Annotated in this window: 9 protein-coding genes; 4 read left to right on the top strand and 5 right to left on the bottom strand. The window is 60.4% G+C overall.

Features of this window, described 5'->3' with window-relative positions; all coding sequences use genetic code 11:
- Positions 1-15: 15 nt before the first annotated feature.
- Positions 16-1,455 carry an exopolysaccharide biosynthesis polyprenyl glycosylphosphotransferase gene (locus C5L10_RS22365; protein ID WP_105431455.1) on the bottom strand — a complete coding sequence of 480 codons (1,440 nt, stop codon included), beginning with the start codon at positions 1,453-1,455 and terminating at the stop codon, positions 16-18.
- A gap of 351 nt (positions 1,456-1,806) precedes the next feature.
- Between C5L10_RS22365 and C5L10_RS22360 the strand changes: the two genes are divergently transcribed.
- On the top strand, positions 1,807-3,396 hold the full coding sequence (locus C5L10_RS22360; protein WP_046666361.1) for a GMC oxidoreductase: 1,590 nt from the start codon (positions 1,807-1,809) through the stop codon (positions 3,394-3,396).
- A 40-nt stretch (positions 3,397-3,436) separates the two neighbouring features.
- On the opposite strand, the gene C5L10_RS22355 is transcribed toward C5L10_RS22360, so the two are convergent.
- The 3 genes from C5L10_RS22355 to C5L10_RS22345 all read right to left on the bottom strand — a co-directional run bounded on the left by C5L10_RS22355 (position 3,437) and on the right by C5L10_RS22345 (position 10,036).
- On the bottom strand, positions 3,437-4,633 hold the full coding sequence (locus C5L10_RS22355) for a glycosyltransferase family 2 protein (RefSeq protein WP_105431454.1): 1,197 nt from the start codon (positions 4,631-4,633) through the stop codon (positions 3,437-3,439).
- A 280-nt stretch (positions 4,634-4,913) separates the two neighbouring features.
- Complete coding sequence (locus C5L10_RS22350) at positions 4,914-5,564, bottom strand: 4'-phosphopantetheinyl transferase (RefSeq protein ID WP_105431453.1); 651 nt, start codon at positions 5,562-5,564, stop codon at positions 4,914-4,916.
- Between the two features lie 2 nt (positions 5,565-5,566).
- A complete protein-coding gene (locus C5L10_RS22345) occupies positions 5,567-10,036 on the bottom strand; it encodes a MupA/Atu3671 family FMN-dependent luciferase-like monooxygenase (protein WP_105431452.1) in 4,470 nt (1,489 codons plus the stop codon).
- A gap of 455 nt (positions 10,037-10,491) precedes the next feature.
- Between C5L10_RS22345 and C5L10_RS22340 the strand changes: the two genes are divergently transcribed.
- The 3 genes from C5L10_RS22340 (at position 10,492) to C5L10_RS22330 (ending at position 19,841) form a co-directional block, all read left to right on the top strand.
- Positions 10,492-17,040, top strand: a complete 6,549-nt coding sequence (locus C5L10_RS22340) for a type I polyketide synthase (protein WP_245448115.1) — start codon at positions 10,492-10,494, stop codon at positions 17,038-17,040.
- 125 nt (positions 17,041-17,165) lie between these two features.
- On the top strand, positions 17,166-18,629 hold the full coding sequence (locus C5L10_RS22335) for an oligosaccharide flippase family protein (protein WP_245282757.1): 1,464 nt from the start codon (positions 17,166-17,168) through the stop codon (positions 18,627-18,629).
- A gap of 426 nt (positions 18,630-19,055) precedes the next feature.
- Entirely contained in the window at positions 19,056-19,841 is a 786-nt protein-coding gene (locus C5L10_RS22330; RefSeq protein ID WP_105431451.1) for a response regulator transcription factor, read from the top strand.
- Between the two features lie 396 nt (positions 19,842-20,237).
- Here the strand turns inward: C5L10_RS22330 and C5L10_RS22325 are convergent, their stop codons facing one another.
- The gene (locus tag C5L10_RS22325; RefSeq protein WP_245448111.1) at positions 20,238-21,446 is read right to left on the bottom strand and encodes a hypothetical protein; all 1,209 of its coding nucleotides are present in this window, start codon (positions 21,444-21,446) and stop codon (positions 20,238-20,240) included.
- Between the last annotated feature and the right edge of the window lie 397 nt (positions 21,447-21,843).

Genomic DNA, 21,843 nt, shown 5'->3' with positions numbered 1-21,843 from the left:
CAAATATTACAGTAATCAGTAGGCTTTGCCGAAATCGCAGATTTCGATCGCGGTGCGGACGACGATTTTCATATCCAGCCAGAACGACCAGTTGTTGATGTACCAGAGGTCGTGGAATATCCGCTCTTCCATCTTCTCGATGTTCGGCGTCTCGCCGCGGCAATTGTTGATCTGCGCCCAGCCGGTCAGGCCGGGTTTGACGTGCCGTCTGAAGGCGTATTTGGCGATCTGGGCGTCATAGAGTTCGTCATGGGCCAGCGCATGCGGGCGGGGGCCGACGATCGACATCTCGCCGCGAAGGACGTTCCAGAATTGCGGCAGCTCATCGATGCTCGTAGCCCGGATGATAGCCCCGACTTTCGTGACGCGGGGATCTTTCCTGGTCGCCTGGCGAATATCGCCTGAATCTTCCATGACGGTCATGCTGCGGAACTTCAGGATTCGGAACGAGCGGCCGCCGTACCCCTTGCGGACCTGCTTGAACAGCACGGGACCTTTGGAATCACATTTGATGGCGATCGCCACTACCAGCAGCAACGGAAACAGCGAGAGGATGGCGGTCAGCGAAAAGACGATGTCGAATGCCCGCTTGGTGCCGCGTTCATAGAGGTTCAACGGTGGCCGCTGCGTCTGAAAGGCAGTCATGCTGCCGATCTTGCGGGCAGGAGCGCTGGTCAGCCGGCCGACGACGCCATCGAAGATGACATTGACCGGAAAAGCCGAGCGCCTGAGTTCGCCAAGATAGAATTCGAGATTGGAGACGTTCGGGTCCCGCCAGACGATGAATACTTCATCGATGCCGTCGGTCTCGCTTTGCCTCAGTCTCTGCAGCGCGTTCGCGGGCAGCAGATTTTCATCCGAGAGGCGTATGATCTGCGCGAGGGTCATGCCGCTTGCGGCGGCCTGATGCTGCCAATGTTCGGCCGAAAACTCCTCGTGGCAGATCAGCAGTACCCGCTTCATCTTGAAGGAGGCCGCAGCTGCCGCCGATGGCAGATACCAGTGCCAGAACAGGCGGGTGCAGATCAGCCCGAACAGCGAGATGACAGCGGTCATCAAGATCGCCCCGCGCGAGAACGTCGTGCCGATCTTCAGAAAGAAGATGACGGTCAGCAGGAAGGCAAGGGCGCTTGGGATAAGAATGCAGATCAGCCGGATCTGCGGCCTCAGGAGCTGAATGCTCTCCGGGCTGTAGGCCTGGGCGCTGTGCATGGCGAGCACGAAGATGGTCGATAGAACGAGGCCGATGCCGATGAAAAGCGAAGGATCGGGCGCAGATCCGAAAACGGCATACTGATAGCCCGTGAAGCCGACACCGGTCGCGCCAAGAAGGTAGACGAAGTCCGCCGCGGCCGCCACATAGGCGATAACATGATATTCCAGCCCTCCGCGCGGAGGCTTGTGCTCATACGATATGTAATCATTTCCGATGTTCGGCTCAAATGGTGTGATCATCGTTAAAAAACCCCTACCAGCGGTACGAGTATAGCCGAGGAGAGGGTGGGCACAATGTATCCGGCCTACCTCCTAAGAATGATCTCCCTATTACCTACTTTTGTTGCTGGGATGATTGAGTACAATCCTTTGTGTATAACGTCCAATTTATGCTCTGATTTTTGGTAAACCTTTAGATCTGACTTAAAATTGGGCATGTGAATTTTTTATATTTCAGTTGGTAAGGCGGAGCGCCGTTTCCGCTGAGAAAATGGACATTGGCAGTGATTGAATGCTGGGCTCCGCGTCCGAAGAAGCCTCGCCGGCTGAAGGCTTGATGGCCACAGTCCTTGTTTTGAGTTGGGGGTGTGGATGGAGTTCGATTGGGACGTTGCCATCGTCGGCGCCGGAATGGGCGGGGCGGCAATGGGATACGCACTGGCAACCGCCGGGCACCGCGTAGTTTTCATTGAAAAGGGTCTGGCCCACTTTTCGCAGGACGAACGTGACGATCCCGATAGCCTGGACGAAGCGAAGCGCCTGAGAAATGGCCGGTGGCCACGGGAGATTTCCGGCTCGGTGGATGCCCGTCCGGTCCGGTTCTTTCCCGCACTCGGCTGCGGTGTCGGCGGTTCGACGCTTATCTATGCGGCGGCGCTCGAGCGGTTTTCCCCAAGCGATTTCAAGATCGTCGACAAGTCCGGCAGGCAGGCCTGGCCGATAGACTATGAAAACCTTGAGCCCTTTTATCGCAACGCGGAGCGCCTTCTGCATGTGCGCGGCAGCCAGGATCCGCTGCAGCCACGATCTGAGGTCATCGAGCCTCCTGCCATGACGCGATGTGATCAGCATTTTTTCGACTCGGCGCAATCGAACGGGATGCACCCCTATCGGGTTCACACGGCCTGCCGATATATCGACGGGTGCGGCCAATGCGGTGGCTTCATCTGCCATAAATCCTGCAAGCAGGATGCGCGGCGGGCGTTCATCGAGCCGGCCCTCGCGACTGGAAACGCCATGGTCATCGATCAATGCAACGTGGAAAAGGTCTCGGCCGATGACGAGGCGGTCACTCAGTTGTCGTGCCGGAAGAATGGAGACGAGCTGGCAATCGTTGCCAAGCTGTATGTACTGGCGGCCGGCGCGCTTTCGACACCCTTGCTGCTCCTCAACTCGACCAACGAATTCTGGCCGAACGGCCTTGCAAATACGTCGGATCTGGTGGGGCGCAACCTGATGTTCCACGCGTCCGACTTCTTCGCTGTCTGGCCCCGGGGCAGAACCCGTGTTTCAGAGCCGGGAAAGTCGATCGGCTTTCGCGATTTCTATGAACATCAGGGTCTCAAGCTAGGTGCCATCCAGTCCACGGGCCTGACTGCAACCGCCAATAACGTGCTTCATTTCCTGAAATCACTGATCGACCGGAACGGCTGGGTCTGGCTGAAGCCGCTCAAGCCCTTCATGCGCATTCCGGCGATGATCGGCGCTCTTATCTCCGGCAATGCGACGATATTCACCTCTATCCTCGAGGATCTGCCCTATCCCGAAAATCGCGTGAAGCCTGATCCGGAAGATCCCGCTAGTATCTATTTCGAATATACAATTCACAACGAGCTGCGGCAAAGAATGCAGGCCTTCCGCAAGTTATATCGGAAGGCATTCAAGCGGCACCGGATGATGATGCTTGGGTCCGAAGTCAACCTCAACTACGGTCATGCCTGTGGAACGTGCCGTTTTGGCCCGGATCCCTCCACTGCGGTATTGGATGCCAACAACCGTGCGCATGACCTGAACAATCTCTATGTCGTTGATGCTTCGTTCTTCCCGACCAGCGGAGGGGCCAATCCAAGCCTGACGATTGCCGCTAACGCCTTGCGTGTCGGTGAGCACATTGCTCAGAAGCTGTCCGCGACAAAGGCGAAACGGACGGAGCCTTGCGTCGTTTCGGGTTCGGCGCCCTGACCACGAGCTTCCGAAAGGGGCAATGCCCCGTTCTCTCCCATCAGTGGTTCCTGTTTCGATCGGTTCTGATCCAGGCCGCCCCGCCGGCTTGGAGGATATGGCGCGGATAAAGCCTCAGTTTCCTGAACATGTATCCCGGAATGTCCGCCATGGCATGCATGGGAAGCGCGCGTCTGCCGTGACGCCACCACGCCACCGATAGCGCAACGTCGAAAGCAAGGATGCTGATGGTCGAGATCGCAAGTGGCGCGGTCGCAATTCCCGAAGTTGCGAGGAAGACTGCCGGAAACAGCGAGAGCAGATGAAGCGCTGCCAGCAATGTCAGCGGCGGTATGAGCGCATCGACGACGAGCGCCAGATAGGCCCTATTCCGCAACGTGTTGACGTCCAGCAAGGCTGAGAAAAGGTGTGCCGCCAGCGCGAAGCGGCCCGCGTTCCATCGGGAGGCTTGAGTTTCGAGGCCTTTCTTCGAATACGGAAACCTGCTGCTGACGGCCGCAGCATCGCAGAAAAGCGGAGCGTGGCCGATCCGCGCGAGGTCCAGCCCAAGCTTCATGTCTTCGACCAGATCGCCGTTCGCAAGCGCGGCGTCCCGTAGGATGGCCCAGGGGAATGCCATGCCCGAGCCGGTCAATTGCGCAGGAAGCCCGAGGTTCGCCAGTCCAAGAAGCCGGATCCGGTTCTTCAGAAGAAATGCGAATTCGGAAACCGCAAGGTTGATGCCTGCGTCCGGCGGCGCGAACATCAGGTAGCGGGATTGCACGGGTCCGTTCGTTGCCGCGGCCATGAGGGCGAGGTTATCGAGTGCGCCCGGCTCCAGCCAGCAGTCGGCGTCGACAATGACGACTACGTCCGGCGGCAGCAGGCCGAGGTACCTGACGCCAGCGTCGAGGGCGTATCCCTTGCCGCGGCGAACCGGATCGAACCGTACGATGACATCCGCGCCCGCTTCACGTGCCAGAGATGCGGTGAGGTCGTTGCAATTGTCGGCCACGACGACCAGCCGATCGCCGTGGCGCATCTGGCTTTGGATGCTGTGCAGGGTATCGGTGATCTGGAGCTCTTCGTTATGCGCCGGGACAAGAACCGCGACTTGCGGCCGTCGCCCGTTCTGACGTGGCGGCCCGCTCCGCCCGCCGAGACTTCCGGCAAGACATTCGATCGCGAAAAAGACAGTCGGAACCAGGACGACGACGGACAATAGCAAGGCCGCGGCGATCAGTATGTCCTGTTGCATGGCTTTCCCTCCGACGACGCTTTCAAGCGGTCAATCATAGCCGGAGGGCCGAGGGTTCTAAGCTGACCACGCTACACCGTTCGAGTGTGCACGGGCTCATCCTATTTCGGGGCAGGTGGAGCCACCGCGAACATGTCTACGCCCATTTGATGGCTGGTGGATCAATTGAAGTCTGATCCTTCCCGCCCAAAACGGGCTATCCGATGCAATTCGCAGAGCGAATGCAGTCGGTTACGTGAAAGATGGCTGCGGATTGCTGACCTAGATATGACCGGCGGCCTCAACGGATAGTCATGCCGGCGACGACATACCCGTCGCGCAGCCTGATCTGACCCAGCAGCCGGTCGCCCGTCTTGAAGGGCGGGACATCGATCTCGAAATAGGCGGCGAAATGCCCGTCACCGAGGTTCAGCTCGATGCGGATGGCCTCGAACCCGAACATCGTGCGCGTCAGGCCGTACTGGCACTTGTAGGTGCATTCCTTGGCGCTGAAGATCGCTTTCACCAATCGCCCGCGAATGCCCCATTGCTGCCGGTTGAGCCATTGTCGCTCGCGCGGAGTACAGATCTCCTGCGCATAGGTGTCGTCAAGCGGCGTCGCTTCCTCAAGATCGAGGCCGAGAGCCTTGATGCCGTCCGAATGGCGGCCGATGGCGGCGACGCAGCGGGTGGTGGAGTGGCTGATGCTTCCGGCGATCCCGGCCGGCCAGATCGGCGCCCGATCCGATCCCACGGGTATGGCCATTCCAGGCAGCCCCAGATGGTCCATGGCTTGCCTGGCGCAGATGCGGCCGGCGGTAAACTCCTGCTGCCGGCTCTTCACCGCATTGGCGATCGCCGTTCTCTCTTCAGGATAGAGTTTCGAAACGTCGCCGAGCAGGTCGGCTTCGGCGACCGACACGGAAGGGTCGAATATGCCCTCCAGCAGCATGGCTAGACCTTGGTCTCCACGCGGACCAGCGTGGGGCGCCGTTCCATCGCATTGCGCCGCAATGCGGCTCGCTCGGCTGCCCGGCCGAGCTGCAGGTCTGCCTTGCCCTTGCCGGAGATATGGTCGGCAAGGAGGGCAACCGTCGGGAAACGGAAGAGGTCGGTGATCGTCAGATCCGGCGCCAGCTTCGCCTTCATTTCCCGATGGACCTGGACCGCCAGTAACGAATGCCCGCCGAGGGCGAAGAAATTGTCGAATATGCCGACCTTCTCAAGCCCAAGTGCGCGACCGAACACCTCGCTGATATCCCGCTGCAGAGTGTTGGACGGTTCGATGAACGTGGCTGCCGGTGCCTGGACCTTTTCCGTCGGGGCCGGCAGCTTGTTGCGATCCACCTTGGCGTTCGGCGTCAGGGGGAAGGCTTCCATCGTCACGAAATGCGACGGTATCATCGCATCGGGCAGGGCCTCGGCGATATAGGTACGAAGTTCCTGTTCGGAGACGGACGTACCGTCGGTGCGGATATAGGCTACCAGGCGCACGTCGCCGGGACTGTCCTTGCGGGCAATCACGACAGCCTCGCGGACGCCGGGGAAAGTTCCGATCCGCGCCTCGATCTCGCCGAGTTCGATGCGATGGCCGCGTATCTTCACCTGATGATCGGTGCGGCCAAGGAAATGCAGGACGCCATTCCGGTCGAAGCGGGCAAGGTCGCCCGTCCGATAGATCCGGCCCTCCATGAACGGGTTGGGCAGGAAGCGTTCTTGCGTGAGCTGTTCGCGGTTGTGATATCCGCGGGCGACGCCGTCGCCGCCGATATAAAGCTCACCGACATCGCCGGGCGGTACCGGATTATGGGCGTTGTCGAGCACGTAGAGCTGGGTGTTGGCGATCGGATGGCCGATCGGAACGACGCCCGTCGATGGGCCGGCCGTGAATGTCGAAGACCAGATCGTCGTCTCCGTCGGACCGTACATGTTTTCGATCGTCGCGTCGGTGACGGTTCGCAAGGCTGCAAGAAGCGAGCCCTGCAGCGCCTCGCCGCCGAGGAAGAGATGGCGGACATCGCTCAAGGCGGCGCGGTCCTCGTCGATCATCATGAACATGCGGGCCATCGAAGGCGTGCATTGCAGATGCGTGACGCGATGTTTGCGGATTTCTTCCGCAAAACCGTCGCCGGCCTCGTCGCTGACAGGATTCTTGCTCGTCTTGACGACTTCGGCCAGCAAGGGAAGCCTTTCCAGGACGATATTGTCGGCCAGGCCGAAATCGATGAGGCATGCAATGTCGTCGACGCCGGCCGCCTTGACCTGATCCAGCCTTTCCAGCGCATCCTCGACGGTGCCGAACAGGCCGCTGTCCTCGAAATAACGCAGGAAGGCGAATTCCAGGATAGCGTCCATCTCCTCGGGCGCCAGCGACTGGAGGTCGATATCCATCGGCTGTGCGATGCCCTGCGGCTTCTTGAAGGCCGGAAACGCCCAGGCATATTGCTTGATGAGGGCGGCTGCGCTGCGCAGGTATTCCTTCATGGGGCCGCGCGCCAGATCCCGCACCTCGTCGCGATCTTTGCCGATCAGGGTGTGGAGCATCAATGTGACTTTATAATCGGCCGGATTGCGACCGGTCTCGGCAAGCGTCTGCCGGTAGATCCGTATCTTTTCCGCAAGCTCGTCGACAGACTGGCCGAGCAGATGGGTCAGCACATTGGCACCGAGCCGCGCAGCCTCCCGGTAACTTTCCGGATTGCCGGCGGTGGTGAGCCAGACCGGGAGCTCCTTCTGGACCGGACGCGGCTGGGTTACGACCGCAACCGTGCCGGCGCCGAATTCGAAATCGACGCTTTCGCCACGCCACAATTTGCGGACGACCTCGATATCGCGGGTCAGGCTCGCCTTGTTCTTCGGCGGTGCGTTTTCGGGCCGCAGCACGAAATCCTCCGGCATCCAGCCGGAGGCGAAGGCAAGCGCGACGCGTCCGTTGCTGAGATTGTCGATCACCGCCCATTCCTCGGCGACGCGCGCCGGATGATGAAGCGGCAGAACGCAGCTGCCGGCCCGGATCGAGAGGTTCCTGGTGACAGCCGCGACGGCCGCACCGGTGACCGCCGGGTTCGGATAGGGACCGCCGAACGCGTGGAAATGGCGCTCCGGCGTCCAGATGGAATCGAAACCATTGACATCGGCAAATTTGGCGCCTTCGATCAGCAGCCGATATTTGTCCGGACCTGATCCGCCGTCATTGCCCCAGTAGAAGAGGCCGAAATCGAGATTGGTACCTCTTCCGGCGGAAGACGCACCCTTCGCCTTGGCTTCGATAATTTCGGAGGAGTGGACGACGACCTTGAAGCCGCGGGCGAGCGTCCAGAAGAGCTCGAGAACGGAGATATCGAAGGAGAGGCTGGTGACGGCCAGCCAGACATTGCGACGATCGGCCGTGCGCGGCACCCGTTCGTCCATGCCGGCGAAGAAATTCACGACGTTGCGATGCTCCAGCATCACGCCCTTCGGAAGGCCGGTGGAGCCGGACGTGTAGATCACATAGGCGAGATTGCCGGAAGCGACACCGGTTGCCGGGCGATCCGCTGCCGCCTGGTTTCTGAGGATATCCTCGACGCACAGGAAATTGCTGCCATCCAGCGTCTCGGATTTCGACAGCCGTCGCTCGGTCAGAACCAGCTTGGCGCCGCTATCCTTGATCATGAATGCCAGGCGGTCGGCCGGGAAATGCGGGTCGAGCGGGATATAGGCGCCGCCCGCCTTCATGATCGCGAGCGCGCCGACGACCAGATCGAGCGAGCGCGGCAGGTATAGGCCGACGGTGACGTCCGGGCCGACGCCCTGAGCCACCAGCGCTTGGGCGATGCGGTTCGCCCGTTCGTCCATCTCGCGGTAGGAAAGGGAACGGCCGTGGAATGCCAGAGCTTCGGCATCCGGCGTCCGGTCGACCTGCCGTTCGATAAGCTGATGGACGCAGGCGGCGGTATCGTATTCGCGCTCCGTCCGGTTCCAGTCGAAGAGGACCATGTTCCTGTCGGTATTCGACATCAGGGGCAGGTCCTGCAGCAACGCCGCGCGGTCCTCGAACGCCGAGGCCAGGATCGCAAAGGCGGTCGCCAGATCCTGCGCCTGCCGCTCGTCGATCCGCGCCCGATCGTAGAGTAGGTCGGCTTTGGTCTCGCCGAGCCGGAAGGTCAGGGCGCAGCCCTCAATCTCGTCGGCGAGCGCCGGACTGGAGATGTCTGCGACACCGATCGTCAATTCCGGCGCTGCAAGACCGGGATAACGATCGACAAGATCGCGGCAATAGCCTTGGCGTTGGTCCAGCACCCTCAACGCCTGATCGACCTGCCCAAGCAGGTCGTCGACCGAGGCTTGACCCGTGGAGTCGATCCTTAGCGGAATGGACTTCGCGAAATAACCGGGATGGCGGGCGTCGAGATCTGCCAGCCTGTCGTTCGTATAGGCGAGGTCGAATACGATCTGGCCGGAAAGACGCGCGAGGAAGGCTGCCGTCAACACGACCCGCTCCTGACGCGAAAGCCGCCCGGAAAAAACCAGAGGAACGATACGGATATCCGGTGTCTGGCCGGCTTCCGACGCTTTTATATAGGGAAGCGCGATATCGGCTCCGGCTTCGAGCGCACGGCGGAAGAAGGTTTCATGTCGCGCAAGAGCGGAAACCGCTTCCGACAGGGCAGTCTTGTCCACCTCACTCATAAGCGGCAGCCGATCGCCCGGACGCAGTACCGAAGAAAGCGTGATCTGCCTGGTACCATCCTTGCGGGCGGCCTCGAGCAGAACCGGCATGTCTGCGGTGCCGACCGTCACACCATGGGCGCCGACCGACAGGACGAGACCGGGTTCCCCGTTCAGTTCGCCGTCGAGGACGCGAAGGTTCCTGACGGTGAAGACGTCGCCGCCGAAACGGACCTTGGGCGTTGCCAGGGGGTTGAGATAGGTGGGGCCGAAATCCAGGCCGCGTACCAGGCGGGAAAGCTCATCTGCCGAGGCGGTGAAATCGAGCGTACCGGCGGCCGAAGGACGCTTGAGCTGTCCGTAATAGGTACGGGTTGCGAAATCCTGCCGGCGTGGCTTCAAGGTGCCGCGCTCGATATCGCCGAGCATGTCGGAGAAAGTCGCGATCCCGGCTTCGAAACATTTCGTATTCAGCGTCAAGGCGGTCTCGTCCGCGCTGATCTCGAAATGCTGCTGCGCATAGATATCGCCTTCGTCGATCCCTTCGGTGATCGCGTGCCAGGTGATGCCGTGGCGGTCATGGCCTTCGAGGATAGCCCAGGCGGGTGTGTTGAGCCCGGCCATGTCCGGCAGCAGGCCGTCATGGAAATTGGCGGCGCCGATATTGGCGTGTCGCCAGGCCGCGTCGGGAACCATTTTCAGGTTGGCGATGCTGAAGAGCCAGTCGTAGTCGTATTGGGTCAACTGGGCGGCGTAATCGCCTTCCTGCGTCACGACGGGGATACCCTGGGCCTGCGCCCAGTTTCTGACCGATCCGTTCGACGTCGCTACGGCCTCGATCCTATGTCCGCGCCCCCGCAGAATTTCAGCGCATTGAACCAGTAATAAACCGCCACCGATCAAAACACACTTCAATTCGCCCATAAAGCTTGTCCCCACTCGTTGCTGTTCCAGGCACTCCGATAGAAACGGGGAGCGCTATAAAACTCAACATGCGCCGGAGCACCCATGCGGATGATCGCGCCTAAGCCTGAATTGCCGGCGATACCCGGCTTTCCCCCATACGGATGATCATGGCTTCCAAAGGAGTAATTGCGATTGCGTCTTGGCTGGCAGCACATTGAGGCTGCGGGTTTGCGCTCGCGGATTTCACTGGGAAGCGGAACGAGGCTCGTGGCATCATTGGGGTGATGTCATCAGGTTGGCCTCCGTGGATTGGGGCGGTGTCGATGCTTGAGGGGTCAAACCAGGTCTGTGCCAGCGATATTGCAATCGTCGGCATGGCTTTGAGAGTGCCGGGTGCGCGTAATGTTTCAGAATTCTGGCAGAACCTGCGAGACGGCGTAGAGTCGGTCCGGACGTTTTCGCCGGAGGACCTGATCGCTGAAGGCGAGGACCCCGAGCGGCTCCATCACCCCAACTATGTTCCCCGCGGCGCCGATCTTCCCGACATGGAAATGTTCGACGCGGAGTTCTTCGGCCTGAACCCGAAGGAAGCGGCGATCATGGATCCCCAGCACCGCCATTTCCTGGAATGTGCCTGGGAAGCCATGGAGGACGCCGGCCGGACGCCGAACAATCAGCCCGGCCCGGTCGGTATTTTCGCCGGCTGCGGCATGGGCAGCTATTTCTATTTCAACGTCTGCAGCAATCGCAACCTGATCGACCAGGTGGGAATGTTCCTGTTGCGCCACACGGGCAACGACAAGGATTTTCTGGCGACGCGAGCCTCTTTCACGTTCGACCTGCGCGGCCCGAGCGTCAACGTGCAGACCGCCTGCTCCACGTCGCTTGTCGGAGTGCATTATGCCTGCCAGAGCCTGATCTCCGGCGAATGCGACATGGCGCTTGCCGGCGGGGTGACGATCGAGTTCCCGCATCGGCGCGGCTACACGTTCCAGGAAGGCGAGATCCTTTCGCCCGACGGCCACTGCCGGCCTTTCGATCATCGCGCGGCGGGAACCGTTTTCGGAAGCGGCGTAGGGGTGGTCGTGCTTCGCCGGCTTTCGGATGCTCTTCGCGACGGTGACGTGATCCATGCCGTGATCAAGGGCACGGCCGTCAACAACGACGGCAGCAGCAAGGCTGGCTATCTCGCGCCGAGCGTCAGCGGGCAGGCCGAGGCGGTTCTGGAGGCTCAAGGGCTCGCAGGCGTCGATGCCGACACCATTCAATATGTCGAGTGCCACGGCACCGGCACGTTCCTCGGCGATCCGATCGAGATCGAGGCGCTGACGGCGGCCTTCAGGCAGAGCACCGACCGGACCGGCTTCTGCCATGTCGGATCGGTCAAATCGAATATCGGCCATCTCGATACGGCAGCCGGCGTCGTCGGTCTGATCAAGGCGACGCTTGCCGTCAACGAGGGCGAGATCCCGCCGACGCTCGGCTTCGAGCATCCCAATCCCTCGATCAATTTCGAAAAGAGCCCGTTCCGGGTCAACAACAAGCTGGTGAAGTGGCCGCATGCGCCGGGCCCTCGCCGGGCGGCCGTCAACTCGCTCGGCGTCGGCGGCACCAACGCGCATGCCATCATCGAGCAGGCGCCGACCCGTTATGTTGCCGACGCGGCCGGTGCCAATGCGGAGGCCGGCGCCGATTCCGATCCGATGCTGCTGTTCCTTTCGGCCCGCCAGCGCAAGACGATCGACCAGGCGGCCGAGCGGCTCAGTTCGGCGATCTCAGCACAGCCCGGCCTTTCGCTCGATGACGTCAGCTATACGCTGCACCATGGCCGCAAACATTTCGACCATCGCATGGTGGTCGCGATCCGTGGTCGGGAGGACGCCATCGCGGTCCTTGCGAACCCCGGCGGCCGCGGTTTCGTTCATCAGTCCGTGCCGAACAATTCCGGCGCCATATTCCTGTTTCCAGGCGGCGGTGCTCAATATGTCGGCATGGCCAAGCGGCTGTACGAGGAGGATCAGACATTTCGGCGGAGCGTCGAAGAGGGGCTTTCCCATCTGCCTGTCGACGCAGCAAATGAGATCCGCACGGTATGGCTTGGCGAGAGCTCCGCTACGGCTGCGAAAACCTTCCTACGCCCCTCGCTCCAGCTTCCGGCCATTCTGATCGCCGAGATCGGGCTGGCCCGTCTGTGGATGGATTGGGGCGTGAAGCCGAAGGCGTTGATAGGCCACTCCATGGGCGAGAATGCCGCGGCCTGCGTTGCCGGCGTGATGTCCTTCAGGGACGCCGTCAACCTGGTGCATCTGCGGGGCAAGCTGTTCGAGACTATTCGGCCCAGCGGCATGATGAGCGTGCCGCTCGATCACGACCGGCTTTCCGAGCTCCTGCCGCCATCGCTCGACATCGCGTCGGTCAATGCGCCATCGCTTTGCGTCGTGTCGGGCCTCAACGAGGACCTCGACCTCTTCCGGGAGTTTCTGGCGGGGCAGGGCATCGACGCGACGCGCGTGCCGATCAACATCGCCGCGCATTCGCGGCTGGTCACGCCCATTCTCAAAGCCTTCGAGGCCTTTCTGCGCGGTATTACTCTTCGCGCACCGGCCATTCCGATCCTGTCGAACCGGACGGGCCTGCCGCTGAGCGCCGAAGAGGCGACCGATCCGATGTACTGGGTCGGCCACCTTCGTTCGACCGTCTATTTCGCGAATGGCATGGCAGCGCTTTCGGCGGAGCCGGGACGTATCTTTATCGAAGTGGGTCCCGGGCGCGTTCTGTCGTCACTGACGAAGGCGCAGGGGTCGATCCCCGCAAACCAGGTGATCAACAGTCTGCCGCATGCCGACGAGGCCGGCGACGATCGGCTCCATTTCCTCTCCGCCGTGGGGCGTGCGTGGGCGACTGGCCTTGAGGTGGATATCGACCGCCTGTGGCAGGGCCGTTCACCGCGCCGGGTCCGGCTGCCCGCCTATCCGTTCCAGCACAAGCGCTTCTTCATAGACCGTGTCGGAGCGAATGAGAGAGGCAAGAGCGCCGAGCCGGTCCTTTCGAAAGAACCCGATATCGAGCGCTGGGGTTATCGCCCCTCTTGGAAGCAGACGCTGGCTGACTACGAGCTGGGCGCTGAGAAAGAGGCGCAGTCCTGGCTCTTCTTCCTCGACGAGACCGGGGTCGGCCAGAAGCTGGTCGAAGCGCTGAGGACGGCCGGCCACCGTGTGGTCACGGTGTCCCTGGGCGACGCTTTCATTCGCCGCAGCGCCGAGGACTACATGCTCTGCCCGGAACTGGGCCGCGCCGGATATGACGCCCTGATTGCCGGTCTTGTCGGTGATGGCGGCCTGCCGTCGCGTATCGTGCATATGTGGCTTCTGACCCAGGCCGAGACCTTCCGGCCCGGCTCGAATTTCTTCCATCGGAACCAGGAATGCGGTTTCGACAGCATGCTGCATCTCGCCCAGGCTCTGGGGGATGCAGCCAGTATTGCGGACATGCATTTCACCGTCATTACCAACGGCATGCAGCAGGTCTCGGGCGAGCCGCTGCCCTATCCCGAAAAGGCCACCGTTCTAGGCCCCAGCCTGGTCCTGCCGAAGGAGATAGCCGGTGCCACGGTCAGGGTGATCGATATCGATCTGCCGCCCAAGGCCGAACGGAACGACAAGCGGTTCTCCTTTGCGCGTATGACCGGGCGGGTGGAGAAAAAAGAGGCCGCGGAGCCGGGGGCGTTGATCGAGCAGCTCTGGGAAGACCTGCATGCCAAGCCGGGATCCGAAATCGTCGCCTTGCGCAAAGGGCGGCGCTGGTCGCAGGTTCATCAGCGGTTGCCATTGAAAGACGTATCGTCCGAACAGGCGATACTGCGCGAGGGTGGCGTCTACTTCTTCTCCGGCGGCTTGAGCGACGTCGCTTTGGCGCTTGCCGACGAACTCGCCGGCCGGTTCCGGGCGCGGATCGTGCTTGTCGGCCGCACGGTTCTGCCGCCGCGGGAAAGCTGGGAATTCTACGATCGCACCCACGGCCACGGCGTCGTTCGACGGGCGATTTCGGCGATCCGAAGGCTTGAGGACAAGGGGTCGGAAGTTCTTTATCTGGTCGGCGATGTCGGCAATCCGGAGCAGATGAGCCGGGCGGTGGAGACCTCGCTCTCCCGGTTCGGGGAAATCAACGGTGTCTTCCATGCGGCCGGAACGGTCGATGACGGCCTGATGCAGACCAAGACACGCGACAGCATCGACAGGGTCCTGACGCCGAAAGTGCTCGGCACCACGGTGCTGGATGCGGCATTCGAAAACGTGGCGCTCGATTTCTTCCTGATGTTTTCCTCCACCAGCACCGATGTGGTGCGGGCAGGGCAGGTCGACTACGTCGCCGCGAACGCCTATCTCAACGCCTTCGCGCAGAGCCGTTCTCATCGCGCCGACCGTGCCACCGTCGCGCTGCATTGGGGCGTCTGGAACGAAGTCGGTCTTGCGGCACGGGCGCTTGGCGCCTCCGAAGGCGGCGGGTGGATCAAGCCGGTTGCCGGGCCGGCTGCCGGTCCGTTCTTCCAGCACTGGAAAGAGGACGAGACGGGATTGCCCTGGCTCGAGGCGCTGGTCAGCCCCGAGACGGAATGGATGCTCGACGAACATCGGCTGCTTTCCGGCCAGGCGGTCATGCCGGGTACAGGTTATCTGGAGCTGATTGCACAGGCGTCTCGGGAATACGGGCTTCCGTTCGAAGCGGAAGTGGCGGACCTCGTATTCCTGAGGCCGCTTGCCTTCAATGACGCCGAGACGAAAGCCGTTCGAGTGCGGTTGGAGCCGGCGGCGGAGCATTTTCGCGTCGTGGTTCTGGCAGGCCCGGCGGATGGCGAGGATGCGCTGTTCGTCAAGCACGCCGAAGCCGTCCTCAAGCCGCAGGCGCAACAGAGGCGCGAGACGGTCGACATCGCCGCTGTCGCCTCTCGATGCGACGGGTCACGGGTCGCCGGAGGCGGTAGCACGCTTCGCGCGGTGCAGGAGAAGCATATCCGCTTTGGCCCCCGCTGGGCCGTCCTGCGCTCGATGGCGATGGGGCGCGGCAAGGCTATCGCGGAATTGAAACTGGACCCGATCTTTGCCGACGATCTTGCGAAAGGCGTCCTGCTGCATCCCGGCCTGCTCGACATCGCGACCGGCTTTGCCATGCAGCTTGCCAAGGACTACGACGCCGAGACCTCGCTTTGGGCGCCGGCGACCTATGGCCGGGTGGTCCTTCACATGCCGCTGCCGGCCGAGGTCGTCAGTATCGTGGAACTCGCCGACAGCAGCGATTTCGGCGAGGGTTATGCGGCCTTCGACGTAACGATCACCGATCCCCACGGCAATATCATCTTCGAAGCCGAAAAATTCGTCATGCGCAGGCTGGAGAACGATCTCGCGCTCGGTCTCGCATCCCAGGCGGACGCCCCCCCGGCTGCCGCCAAAGCGAAGCAGGCTGTGCTTTCTCCGGCGATGTTGAAGCTCGGCACCCAGGTGCGCAACGGTATCCTGCCGGCGGAGGGATTTTCGGCGCTGCAACGTGCGCTCGCCACATCCGAACCTCAGCCGATCATCAGTTCGATCGATCTCGAAACTCTGCGGGAATGGATTGCCGCCTCTGCCGAAACCGCGACGCCGTCCGGCGACAATTTCGAGAGGCCGGACCTCGAAAGCGAGTTCGTCGAGCCGCGCAATCCGATCGAGGAAACACTGGCCGGCTATTGGAGGGAGCTCCTCGGCATCGCCAAGGTCGGTATCCACGACAGTTTCTTCGACATGGGCGGGCATTCGCTGATCGCGGTTCGCCTGTTCCGGATGATCAAGAAACAATATGCGCTCGACCTGCCGATATCGACGCTGTTCGAGGCGCCGACGATCGCACAGTGTGCGGAGCGCATCGCTGCGGAGCTACCGGATGGAGGCGAAGCCGCAGGATCCGAGCTCGCCGTGACCCTGCCGACGACGGCAAAACCGGTTCATCTGGTACTGATGAACCCCGGTAAGAATGCAAAAGCAACCCCGCTGTTCATCTGCGCCGGCATGTTCGGCAATGTCCTGAACCTTCGCCATCTGGCTATGACCATGGGTGCGGACAGGCCGGTCTACGGATTACAGGCCCGCGGACTTTACGGCGACCACGAGCCGCACGCGACTTTCGAAGAGATGGCGGCCGACTACATCGCCGAAATCCGCACGGTGCAGCCCAGCGGCCCCTATCTTCTCGCCGGCTATTCGGGTGGCGGCATAACCGCCTTTGAAATGGCCCACCAGCTCCAAGATGCAGGAGAACAGGTCTCCCAGGTAATCATGCTGGACACCCCTATGCCGCGGCAGCCGGGGCTGGGCCTGCGCGACCGTATCAGCATGAAATTGCAGGATATGCGCCGGCATAAGATGAGGTTTGTCGGCGCGTATCTGAGGGACCGTCGTGCCTATCAGGAGCAACAGCGCGCTAAGTCCGAGCTGGAGCATCAAGGTGAATCGCCTGAGTATTTCAACAATGTCAGGATTGAGATGGCGTTCAGGAGAGCGTTGCTCAGCTATGATGTCAGGGCTTATTCCGGCAAGGTCACGTTGTTTCGTCCCAAGCCCGATATCTTCTATAGCCTTGGTGGCGGCCGTCACCTGAAGCAGAACCGCGATGTACTGCTGCCTGACAACGGGTGGGCGGGGCATATACCGCAATTGCGGGTCTCGGAAGTGCCGGGAGACCACGACAGCATGGTGCTCGATCCCTATGTTCGCGTGCTCTCCGAGCACATGCGTACTGTTCTTGAAGCCTCCGGTGTCTCGGCTGCGTTCCATGGGGCAGCCGATGTGGAGGCCAAAGTTCAAACCAGAGCGCCGGCCCGGGTCGCCGAGATTGCTTAGCCGATGAACGATGGCCGGATCTCGAAAATACCGTTTCCGTAATTGCCATGACCTGCTCGGGGCACGCTGCTTGTGTGCCTTCAACATCAAGCTGGAAAGTCTTCTTAAAGAACGAGGAGTATTCTGTGACTGACGCAATCGTTCCCTCGGATTGGAAGCAGGGATCTTCCCCTCACGCCAGGGAGCGGTTGCTTCTCGACGCTTTACCGGTGGCGGTTCAGCCGCCGAAACGGCGTCTTCGCACGACCCTTATCCAGGCCGCAGGTTGGTCGATGATGGGGTATCTCCTCTCCCAGGTCGTACGCATCGCAAGCAACCTGGTGCTGACCAGGCTGCTGATGCCGGAAATGTTCGGCATCATGGCCGTGGCCACCATGATTCAGGTGTCGGTCGCCATGTTGTCCGATCTCGGGCTCCGGCCCGCGGCCATACAGAGCCAATTTGGCGACGACCAATCCTATCTCGACACCGCGTGGACGCTGCAAATCATCCACGGCTGCTTGATCTGGTTTGCATGCGTCCTGATCGCCATCGGGATCGGGCGTGCAGCCGAGTACGGCCTGTTCCCGGCCGGATCGGTCTACACGGTCACTTCGTTGCCAGCCATCATCATGGGAATGTCTTTTTGTACCGTGATCATGGGGCTGCAATCCACAAAACTGATCACCGCGTTCCGGCACCTCGACCTTGGGCGCGTCACCTTAATCGAGATAGTGGCTCAGGTCGTCAGCCTGGCGGTCGGGATCTCGCTTGCGTGGTACACCGGCTCAATCTGGTCATTCGTAGCCGCGACGCTTTTATCTGCGTTGACGACCACTATTCTTACTCACATATGGCTGCCGGGTCAGCATAACAGCCTTTACTGGGAAGCTGCGGCGATAAGGGATCTTGTTCGGTTCGGCCGCTGGATCATGCTGTCGTCCATCCTTACGATGATAGCTGCCAATGGAGATCGTATCTTTCTCGCCGGATGGACAAGCCCCCTCATGCTTGGCTTCTACAGCCTGGCCTTCAATCTTATCTCGATGCTGGAAGGTGCTGGTGGCCGGCTGTTCTTAAACGTGGCAATGCCGGCCTTAGGCAGGATCGCAAGGGAACGTCCGGAGCAGCTCGGCTCCATGTTCTGGAAAATGCGATTGCCGCTGGATCTTGTTTTCATCGGAAGTGCGGGCGCGATCTATTCGAGCGGCACGGCAATCATCGAAGTGCTCTATGATGATCGCTATCGAGATGCTGCTCCAATTATCCAGATATTATCGTTCAGCCTTCTCATCATGCGTTTCGGCCCCCTGTCCGCGGTCTATCTCGCCGTCAATGAACCGCGTAACCAGACTGTCATGAATTTCATTCGCGCGGTCTCCAGCTTTACATGCCTGCCCCTGGGTTATTACTTGTTCGGCTTTGAGGGCGCAGTATGGGCGGCAGCACTTTACGGACTGCCCGTATTGCCGGCGATTCTTTACTTCAATCACCGTCATGGCCTCAACAATTTCCTATATGAAGCGGGTGTATTGTTGGCTTGGCCTGCCGGGTATCTGGTTGGAATTCTTGCAACGGGCGTTCTCCACCACGCTGGCCCGCTGTTTTAAGAAAAGCTGCCAGAAACTTCCATTTCTGCTATCTTTATATGTCGGCCGGCCGATTATTTGGCGCCGAGATGCCCGGATGTCGCTTGCATACCCGCCGCAGTGGTCGTTGTCCCGAAATGCAGCGTTTTGCGTCGGAACGGGTCAAGTGCCTGAAAGTACATGGGCAGGGCCGGGATCGAGCTTTATGGCAGCATTTTGACGTGCACGTTAACTATAAGCAGATATCCAATTCCCTATCGGAACTTAGCTTGCACCCCTGATAAATATTTTTATCTAGCTGCTTACTTGCGCATAGACTAAATTACGTATCTGCTGTATATTGACCTTAATAAAAAGTTGAAAGGTGTAAAGACAGTCTGTTGGCGTACTTATAGTTGCGGATCCTGAGGGGGACAATCCATCCTAGACTTCAGGTAAGGGGGTAAGATGAGTTCCACACCAAGCGGCTACAGCCGTTCTCCTGCTGTGGCAGAATCCTTTCGCATTATGAATGACATCCCAAAGCTCGCCGAAAGAGATGATCGAGGCAGTGAGGGAGTAAACCACGACGGATGCCTTGTGATCATCGACGCGAGAGCGCTTGATCGCGAATGCCTTGCCAAAGCCCTCATCGGGCGTGGCCTCGAGATGGATGTCTGCGCTGTCGGCTCCATCGAGGAATGGAAATTAGAAAAAGATCTCTATCCGCCTGTCCAGGCCGTTCTGTTCAATATCGGCGGCCGAAAGGCCGACGATGCCGCACTTGCGACTGACATCTCGAAATTGACGGCCGAGTTCAAGTCGCCGCCAATCATCGTGCTCTCCGACTCCGACGACCTCGCCCAGGTGGTGAAAATGTTGGAATATGGGGCTCGAGGTTTCATTCCCTCTTGCGTCGGCATCGGCGTCTGCGTGGAAGCGATCGGCCTGGCCGTTGCCGGCGGGATTTTCGTTCCGGCAAGCAGCGTCCTCTCGATGCGGCACCTGGTCAGCGCGGCGACGGCGGCGGCGGAACACCGGCCACTTTCGGGAATGTTCACGCTCCGCCAGGAAGCGGTGGTCGAGGCCCTTCGCAAGGGCAAGGCCAACAAGATCATCGCCTACGAGCTCAACCTGCGGGAAAGCACGGTCAAGGTCCATATCCGCAACATCATGAAGAAGCTGAAAGCGACGAACCGTACCGAGGTCGCCTACAAACTCAATGACCTCTTCCCATACGGAGCGGCCAACTAGCCGTTCGTCGGTCGGTTGGCGGACCGACCCGAGATATCACGGCTGCGAAGTCGAGCCTTCGCAGCTGGGTGAAGGGATACGATAGAAAACCACGTCAGCGCTGACAGGGGCGTTGCCGCGGCAATGCCTCCCGGAGCGACGAACTCTCGACTTGGATGTTTGTCGGCTGGCGATCGTGCATACGCCATTGCACCTGGCGAAAGACATGAGAACGGCGCAGCGCGCAGGTTCCGAACATTGATAGTCTATCTGTTCATCTTCCATCTGACAGTCGAGTGATACCGGAAAGGGGTCCGGTGTGCCGCGACTGTGAGATCGCTCCCTCGTGTCCCGGCAAATCAGGGTTCGATCATTCACGCTCGGACAGGTATTCGCATCGTGGGATGGACGAAGCAGCTAAGGCGCTGGCTTTGGCAGAGCCTTCCAATTCGGATCCGGCCAGACGAAGGGGTTGCCCCCGGGGGCCGGACGGGTTTCGGCAAAATAGCTCTGGCAGCCAGCCGCCTCGTTCGGTTCGCCGGCATGCACCCAGAAGCTTCGGCAGACTTTTTCGACGAGGACGCGCCGGCATTCTGCCATGCTCGGCGGGTGCAAGCGTTCCTGCTGCAGAAAATCTCGGGTGACCGCCCATGCAATCTTCTGCAGCTCCTTGGCAAGGTCCCGGGGCACGGTCGGCGGCGCTGCAGCGCCTTCGGGCGACTGGCGATAGATTGAGGCGTAGTGGACCGCAGCTACAAAATAGACGCCTGTATCGGTCAGATGGACCTCGTCACGGAATATCCGATCGAGTTTTTCCCTGGTGCTTCCGGTGAGGCCGACAACCTTCCCGCCAAGTGTCCTTTTCACCAATTCCACGAGAGCCGTTCCAGCAGGCACGACGGAAAGATTGGCGGGGCGCTTTTCAGCCTGCAGTGTCAGCTTCACTTTCTCCGCTATGCATTGCCATACGACGGAAGCGTTTGTCTCGTGTTCCAACCAGGGCTGCGGATTGTCCTTGTCGACGCCAAGCCAGGTGTGGACATAGAGGGTTCGGCCTTTCGGGTTGCCGTCGAGAAGGCGGTCGTGAAAATGGCGCAGATAGGCAATCGCGTTTTCCCATACGATCATGTTTAGCAAATTGTGGTTTTCCGCTGCGACAACAGTGTCGTAAGGGCGCCCCGTGGCGATGCGCCGCGGGCGAAGCAGTTCCTCGATGACATCCATCTGGTCGCCGTTGCGGTTCTTCCCGTACCTATATCCGACCCAGCTGAAATCCTGGTCGTACTCACCTCGTGTCCGATACCTCAGCGGGGATCCGATGACGATCTGCTGCTCCCAGGCAATATTTTTGCCGCGGCTTTTGGCAATCATCTCGACCCAGTTGGCCAGAGGGTTGTCGATCAAGCTATGTCCGGTGAAAAGAACCTGCGCGGAGTTCAGTGGGGCATCGCCCGGTGGGATTTCCTGCGAAGACGCCACGCCGGACAATAGTGATGCCAGGGACAAGATGACGGTACGCATCGCTGTCATAACAGTTCCACCTTGAATGAGCGCGAGAACAACTTTGGCGGACGGAAATACGGCCTGGGAGCATAAACGCCGGGGATCCTGTCCAGCATCATGCACAAAAGGCGTAGGCCCTCCCGTATCGGCGATGCGGCTGTCCGACTGAATATTCTCATGTGGAGACCTCGGGCGGCACCTGCCCGACCGGCTCGCCAACATCACCGCGTTCTGTGGCAAGTCGTGAAAATTTTATTAAATTTATACAGTATATATGGGTGGCACTTCTCTGTTGCGGCAGTAATTCCTTGTGCCGAAAGCTATTCGCAATTCCTTCCACCGCTTTGTAGGCCTTTTGAAAAGCAAATCAAAGCTTTCTGGCTCCGTTGAATCTCCGGTTATAGCTTGGCCGGCCTATTTGGCGTCCATGTCGAGTGTGCAGCCCTCATGGCCGGGGCAGGGTTGAGAACCGAATCAGGTTCCTCGTCACAGACGAATCGATCGCCCAAGGCGCAAGGTC

It is taken from the genome of Neorhizobium sp. T6_25, assembly GCF_002968555.1.
Lineage (GTDB): Bacteria > Pseudomonadota > Alphaproteobacteria > Rhizobiales > Rhizobiaceae > Neorhizobium.
Note: the sequence above shows the minus strand (reverse complement) of the source record. Positions and strands in the feature narration are given on the sequence as shown.